General features: G+C 35.9%; 9 protein-coding genes. 3 read left to right on the top strand and 6 right to left on the bottom strand.

Annotated features, from left to right (window positions below; translation table 11 throughout):
• Position 1: 1 nt before the first annotated feature.
• The 4 genes from OLM58_RS16730 to OLM58_RS16715 form a co-directional block, all read right to left on the bottom strand.
• Complete coding sequence (locus OLM58_RS16730) at positions 2 to 2041, bottom strand: hypothetical protein (protein WP_264529787.1); 2040 nt, start codon at positions 2039 to 2041, stop codon at positions 2 to 4.
• 184 nt (positions 2042 to 2225) lie between these two features.
• The gene (locus OLM58_RS16725) at positions 2226 to 4046 is read right to left on the bottom strand and encodes an ATP-dependent helicase (RefSeq protein WP_264529786.1); all 1821 of its coding nucleotides are present in this window, start codon (positions 4044 to 4046) and stop codon (positions 2226 to 2228) included.
• Complete coding sequence (locus OLM58_RS16720; protein ID WP_264529785.1) at positions 4046 to 5974, bottom strand: ATP-dependent nuclease; 1929 nt, start codon at positions 5972 to 5974, stop codon at positions 4046 to 4048. The genes OLM58_RS16725 and OLM58_RS16720 overlap by 1 nt, the downstream gene beginning before the upstream one ends.
• 327 nt (positions 5975 to 6301) lie before the next feature.
• Positions 6302 to 6553: a helix-turn-helix domain-containing protein gene (locus tag OLM58_RS16715; RefSeq protein WP_264529784.1), complete on the bottom strand. Its 252-nt coding sequence runs from the start codon at positions 6551 to 6553 to the stop codon at positions 6302 to 6304.
• A gap of 769 nt (positions 6554 to 7322) precedes the next feature.
• Here OLM58_RS16715 and OLM58_RS16710 point away from each other — a divergent pair.
• The 3 genes from OLM58_RS16710 to OLM58_RS16700 are packed head-to-tail and all read left to right on the top strand — an operon-like array spanning position 7323 to position 14236.
• The gene (locus OLM58_RS16710) at positions 7323 to 10184 is read left to right on the top strand and encodes a SusC/RagA family TonB-linked outer membrane protein (RefSeq protein WP_264529783.1); all 2862 of its coding nucleotides are present in this window, start codon (positions 7323 to 7325) and stop codon (positions 10182 to 10184) included.
• An 18-nt stretch (positions 10185 to 10202) separates the two neighbouring features.
• Positions 10203 to 11624, top strand: a complete 1422-nt coding sequence (locus tag OLM58_RS16705; protein ID WP_264529782.1) for a RagB/SusD family nutrient uptake outer membrane protein — start codon at positions 10203 to 10205, stop codon at positions 11622 to 11624.
• A complete protein-coding gene (locus OLM58_RS16700; protein WP_264529781.1) occupies positions 11624 to 14236 on the top strand; it encodes a S9 family peptidase in 2613 nt (870 codons plus the stop codon). Before OLM58_RS16705 ends, OLM58_RS16700 begins: the two co-directional genes overlap by 1 nt.
• Before the next feature lie 54 nt (positions 14237 to 14290).
• Here OLM58_RS16700 and OLM58_RS16695 read toward each other — a convergent pair whose 3' ends face one another.
• Positions 14291 to 14554, bottom strand: coding sequence for a DUF6520 family protein (locus OLM58_RS16695; RefSeq protein WP_264529780.1), 264 nt, complete (start codon positions 14552 to 14554; stop codon positions 14291 to 14293).
• 263 nt (positions 14555 to 14817) lie between these two features.
• On the bottom strand, positions 14818 to 15081 hold the full coding sequence (locus OLM58_RS16690) for a DUF6520 family protein (RefSeq protein WP_264529779.1): 264 nt from the start codon (positions 15079 to 15081) through the stop codon (positions 14818 to 14820).
• Positions 15082 to 15127: the final 46 nt, after the last annotated feature.

Here is a 15127-nt window from a genome sequence, read left to right as displayed (position 1 = left end):
TTTATATTTTTAGTTTTTCAAATAATATTCTGTTCCTTTTTTTTGCGTCATCTAGTACTTTCTCAAACGGCATTACTTCGAAATATGCAGAATAAAATTTACTTTTCACTTTAAACCACCCTAAACCATCCGGCGTCCTATCAAACTCTCTTCTTTCTAATATTTTCTCAAGAGAGGGTCTGATATCGCAGATAATGTAAACATAAAAAGGTGTTCTTCTATCTACTTCAACTATACGGCCATTTCTCCCTTTTACCTTTCCATCTAATAATAGCTCAATGTATTTTTCAGATTGTTCAATAGGATTTTTACTATCATCATAATCTTTATAATCATCTCTTTGTGGTTTTTTTAATTCCACTATTGTAAAGGAATTATGGGGAGCATTTTTTGAATCAGAAAATGCAATTGCTTCATTATAAATTAATAAATCACTTCTATCATTTTCCGTAGAAGATATTTGAGGAATGCTGTTGAACGTCTTGTCTGAAGCCAAAAATGAATGATATGAAAGCCTTTCATCAACTAACCACAGATTTTGTTTGTCATAGGGAACTTCTTCAGAAGAAGTTCTAATAGGAAAAAATACTGAATGAATTAGATCTTCATTTTCAAATTTGCCTTCACCATTTGTTTCAATTAATTGTTCAAGAAGCTCTATGATAGTTTTTCTATGAATCACATACCTAGCCAAATCAGATTTACCTATTTCATTAAAATCGCTTAAAAATTTTTCGTATTTAATTCTATAATCTTCTCTTGTGGTTACATCTTTATCATCCGAAAGAAGTTTTATTTTTTCTTCTTTTACCTCTAGTCTCCAACCTGCGTCAATTTTATATAACTCAATATCTAATTGTTCCTTTGATAAATTGGGAGGCAACTTTTTGACTTCCTCAGCTTTAAAGTGCATTGTGCTTTTATATTGAGGTAATTCTTCATTAATTATAGGTTTATAAGATTCTATTTTTAGTTCACGAACGTTTCCCAAATAGTCAGCTAGAAGTTCTTCAATACATTTTATAGATGCTCTTCTAACTTTAGCTAAATTTACATCAACCGATTCTTCATCTTCTTCTTCACCATCAGGAAAATTAAAACCAATTCTTTCTGTATCAACATTTTCGTCAAGAAGATCACTAACTACATGAGCTTGATAAAAGAACTTAAAATCTTCTTCCTCAATTGGTTTTTTGCCAAGGTCAACAAGTTTAGAGTAAAGACCTTCTGTTATTACGCTTCTATTGTGAGCGCAAAAATGTATTTTGTGGCTTTGAAATTCTGTTGATTTAGTGAGAAATAATTCAAAACTTGTTTCACCTATATTGAATTTACCAGATTTTACATCCGATTTAAATTCAGTTTTAAATAACGTTCCTAGATCAAATTGTAAACTATTTTGGTTCCTAATACATATCTTAGGAATTGTGTCTCTAATAAAAAATAATTGAAAATGAGCCACAACTTCCCTTGCTATTTCAGACAACTCCTTTGGCAAGGATTTTTGGTACTCATCTTTTATATTGTTAAGTTTTATAATTGAACCATTAGTAATACCATTAATTTTAGGATTTGAGAAATTATGAAAACCCTCCTTTGTTGGTTTGAATTCAAATTGTATTGATTTAGTTATATTATCTTCAATGTAGAAACTTTTTACGCTTAGTTCTTTGAAAGCTTTTAAACAGACAAACCTACCTACCCCTTTTCCTCCAATCTCAATTTTATGGTCTGTGTCAGCTTCAATAAACGCTCTAAGGTTTTCTTCGTCAAGACCAATTCCGTTGTCTGTAACAATAAAAGAATGAATAGGATAAATGTCTATATCGACAAGTTTTTCTAACGTATCTGGCAAACCATTTCTGATACAATCGATTACGATTTGTCCTTCATTAACTTTAATAATACTTTTATTTCTTGCCTCTTCAATTGAATGAATTGAGTTACTAATCAGCTCAAAAAGAGGTAACAAAGGCTTAGTTCTTGGAAGCCTAGTATTTCTGACTTTATTGGCAATATTTGATGTCGGAGTAAAATTCATTTCATTCAATTTTTAGTCATCTTTTAAATGCGGTCGTCAATTCTAATACGCTGTCTAAAACTCTGATAATATATCGGGTTTCGTACTAAAGTAAGCCCATAATTTGGATTTGCCAAATCTTTCGAAATACAAAACATACTTCCTAGCCTAAATTCTTTGTGGAAAGTGGTTGTACAAGTACTAGCTATAATTCAGCTTCTGTTATAATTTTAATTCTTTCGCCAAATTTTTCCTTAAGTGCTTTGTCAGTTATCGATTCAGGAAATACCATTGCTAATAAATGTTTAGGTCTTGATAAAGCGACATATATTAACCTTTTTGTCTCATCAGGAAAGGAATTTTCCACGTTCGAAATATTTTCAAAAGTAATATTGTCTTTGTGTTTTTTTTCATTGAAGAAAACTAGAATTGAATCTAATGTCTGACCTTTAACCTGATGAATCGTAGTTATAGGAATATTAAATGCTGAATATGATTTTTTAAAGTGTTCGTCTACGCTTTCCGTTAATGTTGACCTTTCTAAATACTTTGATTTTCTGTTTCTTATATTAAAATTGACTTCAAATCCTAAATTTAATTTATCCTTGATAAAAAGTTGAGTTTCAGTTGTCCAATCTTGTATAGTTTTGTTAAACTCTGGTAATTCATCTAAAAGAGTTATCATTAAAGAATTAAAATTAGGATCTAAACTATTTTCTTTTTCAATCTCTTTCAACTTATGGTAGTCTGTAATATCGGAATGGATTAATGGAATACAAATTGTTCTTATTTCTTTAATCGCATTTTTTAGATCACCACTTAAATACAGATTTTTAGCATATATAATACTTTTAGGTAAATCAACTCCCCAAGGTCTTTGTTCTGATTTCTTACCTAATAATAAATCTTTTAATGAATTTCCTCTAACAACTATACAACTATTTATGTACTTGTGTTTAGCACAGAAGTCGTCGTAATGTTTAATTATTAATTGATGATTAGTAGCTGAATATTTATATATAAAAATAGAATCTTCTAATTCGTGACAATCTACACTATTGATTTTAGAATCAGCTGCTCGCCTCACTTTTGAGAAAATATCAACAATATTTTGTGGCGAACGTCTATTATCTGTTAAATCAAACGACTGCCAAGTTACATCTTCATCGTACTTTCTTAGAAATTCGGTTGGTTTTGCGTCTCTCCATTCATATAAACTTTGATAAGGGTCTCCGATTAATTCAATATTTTTTAAACCTTGTTTTATCAATTCCTCGAATATGGCATGCTGCATTAATGAATTATCTTGTGCTTCATCGATTATGATAATAGGGAATCTTAAGCTTAGCCATTCACTTATCTTAGGATTCTTTTTTAGCAAATAAAGTGCAATATATGCAGAGTCGCCAGTCGATATTAAACCTTTTGTAAATTGCTTGCTTTTAATAAGTTGACAATATTTATCAAAGTTTCCTCTTTCAACTTTATCCACAGATGGTTGGTTTCCATTTATAGAAAACGTACCATTAGGTTCAATTCTTATTTCGCTTGGGGGATAAAGATGAAATATACTTCTATTATTTTTTGCCTTATATTCTGTATTGTTTAAAGGTCTTATTAAACCTTCTTGTATATCTCCCTTTTTGTCAATATAAGTAGTTTTCCACATATCATCCAAAATACTTGTATGGTCAAGTATTTTAGGACGATTAAAATCACGATTAAGTAAATTGTAAAAAGGGAGGGTAATAAACTTATTTATGAAGCTGTCTATTGTAGATACGTGATTTGGAAATTGAAGCGATTTACCACTCATTTTCCTATACGCCTCATTTATTTCATCTTTAGCTGAATTTGTAAATGATAAACAAGCAACACCTGAATGTCCTCCTATTTCTTTTAAATTTTCTAGGTCTAAAATTTTTTTTGCAATAGTTGTGGTTTTTCCACTACCAGGACAAGCATTTAGAATGACTTTACCTCTAGCTTGTAAATAAGCTAACCTTTCTTTATTTTCAAAATACATTATAAACCGTTTTTCAAATGATTAAGTGCATCAAGTATATAAGCTGGCACTTTAAAGGAAACTTTTGCCTCGACTAAATTATCCAACAGATAAATTGAGAAGTCTTGAGCAAATTCTGCTTTGGAAGGGAAACTTTTCCATAAAAGAATTGCAACTTTTCTAACTTCTTCATCTGTCATAATATCATTAGCAAATGTTGACATATAAGCAATGATTTTGTATATTTTATCATTTTCTATTGCTTCAATATATTTTACTAGAAAGTTTTCTTTAAATTTTTTTCTGTCGTTATTTACATTATATAATGCGACTTCATATTCTAATGTTTTGAATGATTCAAAAATCTTAATATTGTCAGCATTATTTTTAACAGAATTTAAATTTTTAATTCTTGTAACAGGAATTCCTTTTTGTATTAAGTCGTCTAATGAATCAAGTATAGAATTATCATTTATTAATTTATTAAAACTATAATCAGATTTTTTAGAATCAGTAAATCTATCATCATCCGTTATTATTGAGATTGGTTTATTTATTCGTTCTAATGAATTTAAATTATTAAAAAGATATAAAAATGGATAGAATGATGTGCCACCAACATTTACAATTTCAGTCCTATAATCCTCCAATTTATAATCTTCTAAATGAGTAAATGCAGAAACCAATAACTCTTCTGAAATTCCTTCAATAAAAAGAATTGATTTTGCAAATAAAAGTTGAGATTTTGTTACGTCAATATATCTTTGAAGTTTCTTCATCCTATTTTCAAAATCAGCATCTAATAACTCTTTATTATTAGTTGTATCTTCAATTATTTTTTCTGACTCGCGATTTTGGAATTGTTTATCAAGTTTTGTCGCTTTACCACAGTCCAATAAAATGAGATTTTTTAAAGGAACTTTTGATGTTAAAGTGGGAGAGTGAGTAGTTATAAATAATTGGCTATTTTCAGTTGCATTAGCATTATTAAGGAAATTATATAAACTTAATTGTAATTGAGGGTGAAGATGCGACTCAGGTTCTTCAATTAATAATGCAAAATGAGGAAGACCGTTATCTATAATCTGTTCTTTTATATCTCCTAGCACGACAGCTATATAAATCAGATTGTTTAATCCTAAACTATTTTGCCATAAATGAAATCCATCGTCAATTAAAGTTGATCTGTTGTGAGGAAGATATGGTTTTATTGCATTAACAATATATTCTGTTTTTGCTTCTTCAATTCTAAGACCAATTTTATTATCAATAACTTTTTTGAAAATATTTTGAAGATTAGTATTGACACCATCTCTTGTGTTTTTAACTTCATCACGAGCTAATAATTGAGAATTGGCATCTTTTATTATTTGTTCAATATCTGCTTCAGATTTTTCTCTTTTAACAAAACGTCTTATTACTTTTCCTAAAATGTTATTTCTAGTACTCAATAAATCTTTTGTACTGTCTCTTAATGCACCTAAATAATAATGTTGAAATAGCTCAAAAGTTTTATAATCCGCTTTTTGACCATCAATATTACCTGTGTTGTAAGAAAAATTTGGATATTTCCCATCTTTATCTTCATAAGAAATCGAGATTTTAGCATAATCTTCTTCAATCTTATTAGAGTCGATCACCATATATTCATAAAAGGCCCCTTTTTGTACAGTTGATAAACCTTTGAAAATATATGTAATGGTAATGAGAATTGATTTTTGTATAATTTTATTTCCACCGTTATCTATTACTTTTTGATAAAAATCATCCGATGATACGGATAATTCTCTAATTGGTTCACCAATATTATATAATAATCTTATCGCGTCAATAATTGCTGATTTTCCACATCCGTTCTCTCCAATAATAATATTCAATTTTGGATCGAAATCTGTTTCAATCAATTCTATTCCTTTATAATTCTCAACTTTTATGGTGGCTAAATACATTTTTAATTATGATATGGTTATATTTTTGACTCTTATTTAGATATTAAGCCTAACTCGGTTACTCGTGCAGTAAAATGGCTTATTGCAGTATATATATACAGGCTACTTTATGCCATTTATAAGGTTATAAGGCCAAACTTACAGAACCACTATCATTTTCTTATACGGTTTTCCATAATTTTAAAATTATTTTGCAAAATACCTTTTTAATAAATAAACAAGCCACGTATAATTACCTGTTTTATAATTCCATTAGAACAGAAAAAAGATGCCGAAGCATCTTTTTTATTATTTAAAATCTTAGAATTATCTATTTATTATAAATATCTAATAATCTAGAAGTTCTTTTAATGATATGTTTAGGACTTGAGCTAAAGCTAATAAAGTTTCAAATTGAACATTTACTTCACCCCTTTCAATCTGTCCAATAGTCTTTTTGTTTATGTAATCACTACGATCAGCAAGTTCTTGTTGAGACATTGGACGGTTCTGGTATTCAACGCTTTTAATTTTACGTCTTAAGTTCAAAACATGCTTTCCAAATTTTATTCTTTCCTGGATAAAGTCAATTTCATTCATATGTTAAATTTCATTGGAAAAAATAAAATTATTGATACCCTATAGGGTACTGTTGTAATTTTTTAATATATTTGTTCAATTACTTCTAATAAGAAGTGTAAATTTGCGATTCTTCATATAAAAATATTTGAAGCATTTCGCTTTGAATCCTGTTTCAAAAAACTTGGCAGTTTAAACCCACAGGATGATAAGTAGACTGCTCACGCTTACGGGCGTGGGCTCACTTATTTGTGGGTGGGTATGCCAAGTACCTTTGAAACGATAAGCTGAGTTCCATGCCCTTTTTTATGTCCAGTAATCAGGTACAACTCTTCTTAATTCACAGCACTGCTAAATCTTCTAAAGTCTCGCAAGTTGTAACAACAATCTTTGAATTAGTTTGTTAGGAAACGTACTGCCTAAATCTGGCTGCAAGACGAAAACGGCAGTGTGGCTTCCCTTCATTAACCTTTAAAACAGAACCTATAGACAAAAAAAAAATCAAATTATGCCTATTAAGCCGTTTACTTAATACATAAAAAATGGCCCTCTACTTCGTCACCAAACTAGCATAGAGGACCGTAGCTAATCCAACTAACGTTAAACTAACCAATCCAATATTATGAATAATTTTTCATTTTACAAGGATGGGAAAGCTCTTTATTGCCTATTTTTTTTGGCAATCTCTTTGTCTTTTTCATCTCTTCAAGCCAGTACTTATAAACGGTATAGATCTTTCTCTATTCAACAACATCAAATTCAAGGAACCATCTCCGATGGTACTGATCCATTGCCTGGAGTAACTATTGCCATTAAAAACAAACTAAACTCCTCGACTATATCAGATTTTAGTGGGCAGTACACTATTTCTGCCTCCCCAAAAGATACTTTGGTCGTCTCTTTTATTGGTTTTAAAACAGCTCTTGTCCCTGTAAATGGGCGTACAAAAGTAGATGTACAGTTAATTTTTGACACCACCACACTGCAAGAGGTTCGTGTCAACGCAGGATATTATACCGTAACAGATAAAGAACGAACGGGGAGTATTGCAAGGATTACGGCCAAGGATATTGAAACCCAGCCTGTGACCAACTTTCTGGCCACCATGCAAGGGCGGATGGCAGGGGTAAATATTACCCAACAGACCGGCACAGCAGGAGGTGGTTTCAATATACAGATACGCGGACAAAACACTGTACGACGCGATGGAAACGCGCCCCTATATATCATCGATGGGGTACCCTATTCCAGCGAGGCAATCGGCAACGGATTATCCATGGTAGTTATGCCCGGCAATACAAGTCCTCTTAATAATATCAATCCATCAGATATTGAAAGCCTTGAAGTGCTCAAAGATGCTGATGCTACGGCAATATACGGTTCTCGCGGAGCAAATGGCGTAATACTGATTACCACTAAAAAAGGCAAGAAGGGCAAGACCCTGTTCAGCGCATCACTCTCTGAAGGTTCAGGCAGCGTTGCCCATTTTATGAAGATGATGAACACAAGTGAGTACCTCTCGATGCGCCGCGAAGCAATTGCCAATGACGGTATTGCTGAATATCCCGAAAATGCCTATGATGTCAACGGAATGTGGGACCAAAACCGCTATACCAACTGGCAGAAAAAATTACTGGGAGGAACCTCTAAAATTACCAATATTAATGCTTCGCTCTCAGGAGGATCCGCCCAGACGCAGTTTCTGGTCTCAGGCGCCTACAGCCGGGAAACGACCGTAATGCCGGGGGACTTTAGTTATAATAGGGTCAATTTGCATACCAACATTAATCATACCTCTGAAAACGAGCGTTTCAAAATTAGCTTTACAAGCGGATATGCTATTCAGGACAATTCGCAGGCTTCCACAGACCTTACCACAGAGGCCTGGAATTTAGCTCCAAATGCTCCTGCGCTGTATAATGATCAGGGAGAACTCAATTGGGAGAACAATATTTTTTTGAACCCTCTGCGGCATTTAAACGGACATTCAAAATCAAGGACCTATGATCTGATGGCAAATACGGTATTAACTTACAGGCTATTTGAGGGACTTGAGATCAAAAGCAGTTTTGGTTATACGGATCTCAAACATAATGAAAGCAGTACCTTCCCATCAACCATCTACAACCCCTCGGAAGGGCTTACCAGCGAGAATTCAAATGTTGATTACACCGACACAGCAAGACAATCGTGGATTGTAGAGCCGCAGTTAAACTGGAAGGCCCAAATTGGTTCCTTAAAAACCGATGTACTTATCGGAAGCACCTTTCAAAGGCAAAATAATAAATCATTATCTACCTATGGAAGCGGCTATACCAGTAACAGTATGCTCTATAATCCCGCGGCAGCCATTGATCTTTTTATCCGTGGATTTGATGATTCAGTCTATAAGTACCAATCCATCTTTGGACGGGCCAATTTTAACTGGAAAGACCGCTACTTACTCAACCTCACCACAAGGCGTGATGGATCAAGCCGTTTTGGTCCCGGAAACCGTTTTGCATGGTTTGGCGCGGTTGGTGCAGCCTGGATTTTCTCTAAAGAAATTACGTTTGTGGACAATACTTTTTTGAGTTTTGGCAAGCTCAGGGCAAGTTATGGCACAACAGGTAACGACCAGATTGGCAACTACCAGTTTTTAAATACCTATATCCCCAACAGTATTCCCTACGGTATTCCGGGATTGGAACCAGCCAGACTATTCAATTCTGAATTTGGCTGGGAGACCAATAAAAAACTTGAAATAGCCCTGGAGACCGGTTTTTTAAAAGACCGCATTTTCCTTACCTATGCCTGGTATCTTAACAAGTCATCCAACCAATTGGTTGGCATTCCCCTTCCGGGCACCACCGGTTTTGCTGATATACAATCCAATCTTGATGCAGTTGTTCAAAACAGCGGAATTGAAATTAGTCTTCAAACAAAGAATATTAATACAACAGATTTTAGCTGGAGTACCACTTTGAATTTTTCTGCTGCAAAAAACAAGCTCTTATCTTTTCCCAATCTTGAGAGCTCGACCTATCAAAACAACTATGTAATTGGTAAGCCTCTCAATATTCTAAAAATGTATCATTACACCGGAATTGACCCTCAAAGCGGTATTTACACCTTTGAGGATGTAAACGGTGACGGCCTGCTTACCGAGACCGAAGATAAAAAAACGATCAAAGATTTAAACCCTCAATATTTTGGTGGTCTGCAAAATAACCTGCGTTACCAGAGATGGCAGTTGGATTTCCTTTTCCAATTTGTAAAACAGCAGAATTACGATATTCCACGAACCCTTACTCCGGCAGGCACTATGAACAACCAATCCACACAGGTACTTGATCACTGGCAATCTGTGGGGAATAACGCTACCACACAAATCTATACATCGGGGGCAAACGGCGATGTTGAGAATGCGTTTTATCGTTTTTTGGCCAGTGATGCAGGAATTACAGACACCTCTTTTATCAGACTAAAAAATGTTGCCCTGAGTTATGAATTACCACAAAAATGGCTTAAAAATATCAACGGCAAGATTACCCTTGAAGGACAGAATCTTTTGACCATCACTTCCTTCAAAGGTTCCGACCCCGAGTTTATAGGAGCTGGTTTCCTGCCCCCGCTTCGAATAGTCACCCTAGGATTACAGTTGAATTTTTAATCTCTAAAACACTTAGAAATGAACAACAAGACTTTTTTTATCGTCCCTTATAAAGAGCATTCATTGAACTCCATATTTCTTTTGATCTATAGCGCTATTGTAATTATGCTGGGCAGCTGTGATAGTTTTACCCAGACCGATATGCCCGCGGCCGAACTCAACACCGCTGCTGTATTTGAAGAAATAAATACGGCAAACTCTGCCATGAGTAGTGTTTTTGCCAAAATACGCGACAATGGAATGCTTAGTGGCAAACAAACCGGCATGAGCAGAGAGATCGGTTTGTATAGTGACGAGCTGAACTGGTATGGAAACAGTACCCAGTCGTCGGCTAATTTTTACACCAATACCCTTATCCCAACACACCCTACACTTCTTACCTGGTGGAACAACGCCTACAGTCAGATTTACGCGGCCAATGCCGTGATAGAGGGTGTTGCGGGGTCAAAAAAGCTCCACCAAGAGGACAAAGACAGGCTTATCGGACAGGCAAAATTTGCACGGGCCTTTATCCATTTTTACTTGTGCCAGCTCTGGGGGGATGTGCCCTATGTTACCCGAACGGATTACAAATTCAACAGCACCCTTAGCCGGCTCCCCTTGCCTGAGTTATATTCAAAGATCATAGAAGATCTTCAGGAAGCCTCCAGCTTGTTACCCGAGGTGTATAGTGATCCTGCCCGCACGCTTCCTAATTCTTATGCAGCCAAGGCTTTACTTGCCAGGGTGTATCTCAATTTGGGCGACTGGGCAAATGCAGAGGCCAATACCACCCAGCTCATAAGCAATACAGCCATTTATCCCTGGGAGGAAGACCTCAATGAGGTATTTCTCAAAGAAAGCACCACCACGATCTGGCAATATGCCCCTCGATCAGCAACAAGGAATACCGACGATGGAACAACTTTCATTTTTAATTCAGGCCCACCTCTGGCTGTTGCCCTGACAAACGATCTTATAAATGCATTTGAAAGTGGCGATAAGAGAAAACTCAAATGGATCCGATCCATAGTAAAAGGAACCAGCACCTGGTATCATGCCTATAAGTATAAAAAAATGGGCACCAATACACCACAGACAGAATTCACGATCGTGTTGCGTCTGGCGGAAATGTACCTCATAAGGGCTGAGGCAAGAGCAAGACAAGGGGAATTAAACACCGCCAGGGAAGACCTTAACAAAATAAGAAATACGGCAGGACTGGAAAACACTACCGCTATTAGCCAGGAAGAGATCCTTCAGGCCATTCTTCGCGAGAGACGTGTAGAGTTTTTCACTGAGTTTGCACACCGTTTTATGGACCTTAAACGCTTTGGGGCCCTCGATAAAGAGCTCACAGAAAAGAAGGCTTCCTGGCAGAGTACTGACCGGCTCTTGCCAATACCTCAAAGAGAACTAAATCTTAACCCGAACCTGGAACCTCAAAATACTGGCTACTAATGAAAAATGCAGATCTCAATAACAATAGGTACCTCTCAGGTACTAATGGATTACTTACTTTACTGATGGTTATTTTTATACTGGTTTGCTTCCCTGTAAAGGGACAAAATAAAGAAAAAAAAAATCTCACAGAGGCAGATTATCCTTTATGGCACTATCTCGACGCAGAAGAAATCTCAGATGACGGTAAATGGATTAGTTACACAAAATCATACCCAACTGCCGATTCGCTTTTCCTGCACCAGAGAAAAACCGGCAGGATTTATTTCTTCCCCGGTGCGTCTCAAGGGCAATTTACTGCTGATCACTTTGTATGCAAGACAACAGGGAATAAACTGCATTTGTTCTCCTTGAAAAAAGGCACCGGTCAAGTATTGAAAAACATTAAAAGTTTTGATGTTTTCGGATCTTACCTCCTTACCATGTCCGATCAAAAAGAAAACTCTTCACTAACAATTTATACTTTAGAAGGCCGATTATTACATACCCAGCATAACGTAATGGGATATGCGCTTTGTCCCGATAAAAAAAAGATAGCACTTTCGATAAAAGAGAATGACAAGAGTACTCTTAGTCTGGTAAGGACAGGAGCCTTTGACAAGCCCCTTACAATAGCTCATTACCAAGGGTCCTCTTTTCAAGGACTCATCTGGTCGAATGATGCAGATGCCCTCGCCTTTTTGCATTATGGGGAGGCTGAATCCACATTGTATTATTATCAGGTGGCAAAAAAAAACCTCTCCACTTTTTCTACAGCTTCCTCTGTCTTTCCCAAGGATATGAATATTGCCTCAAGCAGGGTACTTAAAATTTCAAATGATAATAAAAAAGTTTTTTTTCGAATCAGGCAGCGAAGGGAACTTGATCGTACTTATAACAAAAATGAAGTTCAGGTCTGGAATGCTGCCGATAAATCCATTTATCCTATGGCAAAACAGATTCAGGACTGGAATATCATAGACAAACAGGCTCTTTGGGAACCAAAATCGGACCGTTTTCTGCAATTTACGGATAGCAAACTCCCTCATGGGGCAGCGGCAGGAGATCTCAGTTATGCTCTGACTTTCAATCCGCATGATTATGAACCCCAAAGCAAAGATATAGGTGACAGAGATATCTATATAACCAACCTTAACACTGGGGAGCGAAAACTTTTACTCAAAAAACACTCTGGCAGTAACACTAATTTAATAGCCTCTCCCGGTGGAAAATATATATCTTATTTTAAAAAGGGCAATTGGTATGTATATGATATTCCTAAAGACAGCCACGCGCAGGTCAACAGTAAGATTCCATACCCTCTCAGCGTTCCCGGTGAGATGAATCAGGACGAGAGCTACGGAAATCCGGGATGGACCTCAGGCGATGACTCTTTGCTTATTTACGATCAATATGACATCTGGAGAGTTTCACCAGATGGTAGTTCTGCTATACGACTCACAAAGGGGCGGGAAAAAGGTATGATTTACCGGATTGTGGCTCAAACCCGCAGTGAGCAAAAACAGCTCGACAGCCGAATTTATACCAACGGCATTTTTAATCTAAAACAAGGATTACTGCTCACTTCGCGCAGTGCTGACAATTTTTATAACGGGATCTTCCTCTGGGATTTTAAAAAAGGCCTCTCAGAGATATGTTATACAGATAAAAGAATAAGTACCATTCTAAGAAGTAAAAACAACATCCTTTCCTGGGTGCAGGAAGATACCGACCTACCATGGCAAATTAAAGCTAAAGAGCCCCGGGGTAAAGAGACTCTAGTCATGCAAAGTAATCACCAGCAGGAGAGCTTTAACTGGACAAAGAGAGAAATGATCACCTATCAAAATCAAAAAGGAGAATTTCTTAAGGGCATCTTATATTACCCGGCTACTTATCAAAAAGGGAAATCATATCCCATGGTGGTGCACATCTATGAAAAGCAATCCTACCAGGCCCATTATTATTATCTTCCCACCCTATACAACGGGGATGGTTTCAATATTGCCAATCTTACAGCAAAAGACTATTTCGTGTTTCTGCCCGATATAACCTACGAGATTGGAAATGTCGGATTGTCTGCAGTAGATTGCGTGGAAGCAGCCGTTAAATCTGTTTTAAAAGAGCATGATATTGATCAGACAAAAATTGGACTTATCGGACACTCCTTCGGAGGGTTTCAGGTCAATTTCATTATAACCCACAGCAAACTCTTTGCATGTGCTGTAGCAGGAGCGGCCACGTCCAATTTCCTTAGTTCCTATCTTGCCGTATCGGAAAGTAGCAATACCCCTAATTTTGCCAAGATAGAATATGGACAAGCCCGAATGAAAGTTTCCCCTTATGTAGATATGGATATTTATCTTAAGAATTCACCAGTTATTTATGCTTCAAATGTCACAACTCCTTTGCTTTCCTGGACTGGTCTTGAAGATCAGCAGGTGGTGCCCACACAAAGCTTTGAATTCTATATGGCCCTTCGACGACTTGGAAAAACACATGTTATGCTTGCCTATCCTGGTGAGGGCCATGATATAACAGGAAAAGAAAATGCTATAGACTTAACCTGTCGCATTGAGCAGTGGTTTGATTATTATTTAAAAGATTCCGAAATGCCTTCATGGCTAAAATAAAACAATGCAGTCCAATTCGGACTGCATTGCTTTTTAAGTTAGTTTTAGATTAAATTAAGGTTTATAACCGATTCTAAGACAGTGGTCATCATCATTCATAATATACAAACGCTGTCCCGAAGGAACCTGTCCGACACGGCAAAATGCTCCTGTATTAATTGTACTGCATTCCTCTATTAGCTCACAATCGGTTCCTTCTGCATTATGGGCTATATATCCTTCCACCAATGCTTGTTTAATTTTTAAAGCATCTGCTGTGGTAAATGCACTTGTCACTGCCAAAACAATCACAAGCACTGGTAAAATTACTCTTTTCATAATTATAAGATTTATGGTTGCGGCTTACTCTTTTTTCAGGTTTTCAGCCTTCCCCTGATACCGGCCGGGTATATCATATACCGCAAAAGTTTGAATCGATAGGTTTTTGGGCGACTTGGAAAAGAAAATATTATAGACCTAAGACAAATTCTTGACATGTCCAGAATGTTATCCAAAAGAATCGAAAGTATCTTCAGTACTAAATAAACAATGCAGTCCCAGTGGGCCTGCATTGCTTTTTTAGATTAGGTTTTCAAATTAAATTAAGGTTTGTAACCTACTCTAAGACACTCATCATTCTCGTTCATAATATACAAACGTTGCCCTGAAGGAGACTGGCCGACACGGCAAAATGCACCAGTGTTTATTGTTTGACAGTCATCTTTTAACTCACAATTAGTTCCTTCAACATTATGAGGTAAATATCCTTCTACTATCGCTGCTGTACTTTTTGAAGCAGCAGTTGTGGTAAATGCACTTGTTACTGCCAAAACAATCACAAGCGCAGGTAAAATTGCTCTTTTCATAATAATAAAAAATTAATAATTGAGGCTTACTCTCTTTCAGGTTTTC

Source organism: Flavobacterium sp. N502540 (assembly GCF_025947365.1).
Lineage (GTDB): Bacteria > Bacteroidota > Bacteroidia > Flavobacteriales > Flavobacteriaceae > Flavobacterium.
This window is presented reverse-complemented; position numbering and strand designations above follow the sequence as displayed.

Excerpts from the sequence above, each read along its gene's own strand:
- OLM58_RS16700 (WP_264529781.1), top strand. The coding sequence starts at position 11,624 with ATGAAAAATGCAGATCTCAATAACAATAGGTACCTCTCAGGTACTAAT.
- OLM58_RS16690 (WP_264529779.1), bottom strand. The coding sequence starts at position 15,081 with ATGAAAAGAGCAATTTTACCTGCGCTTGTGATTGTTTTGGCAGTAACA.
- OLM58_RS16715 (WP_264529784.1), bottom strand. The coding sequence starts at position 6,553 with ATGAATGAAATTGACTTTATCCAGGAAAGAATAAAATTTGGAAAGCAT.
- OLM58_RS16695 (WP_264529780.1), bottom strand. The coding sequence starts at position 14,554 with ATGAAAAGAGTAATTTTACCAGTGCTTGTGATTGTTTTGGCAGTGACA.
- OLM58_RS16720 (WP_264529785.1), bottom strand. The coding sequence starts at position 5,974 with ATGTATTTAGCCACCATAAAAGTTGAGAATTATAAAGGAATAGAATTG.
- OLM58_RS16705 (WP_264529782.1), top strand. The coding sequence starts at position 10,203 with ATGAACAACAAGACTTTTTTTATCGTCCCTTATAAAGAGCATTCATTG.
- OLM58_RS16725 (WP_264529786.1), bottom strand. The coding sequence starts at position 4,046 with ATGTATTTTGAAAATAAAGAAAGGTTAGCTTATTTACAAGCTAGAGGT.
- OLM58_RS16730 (WP_264529787.1), bottom strand. The coding sequence starts at position 2,041 with ATGAATTTTACTCCGACATCAAATATTGCCAATAAAGTCAGAAATACT.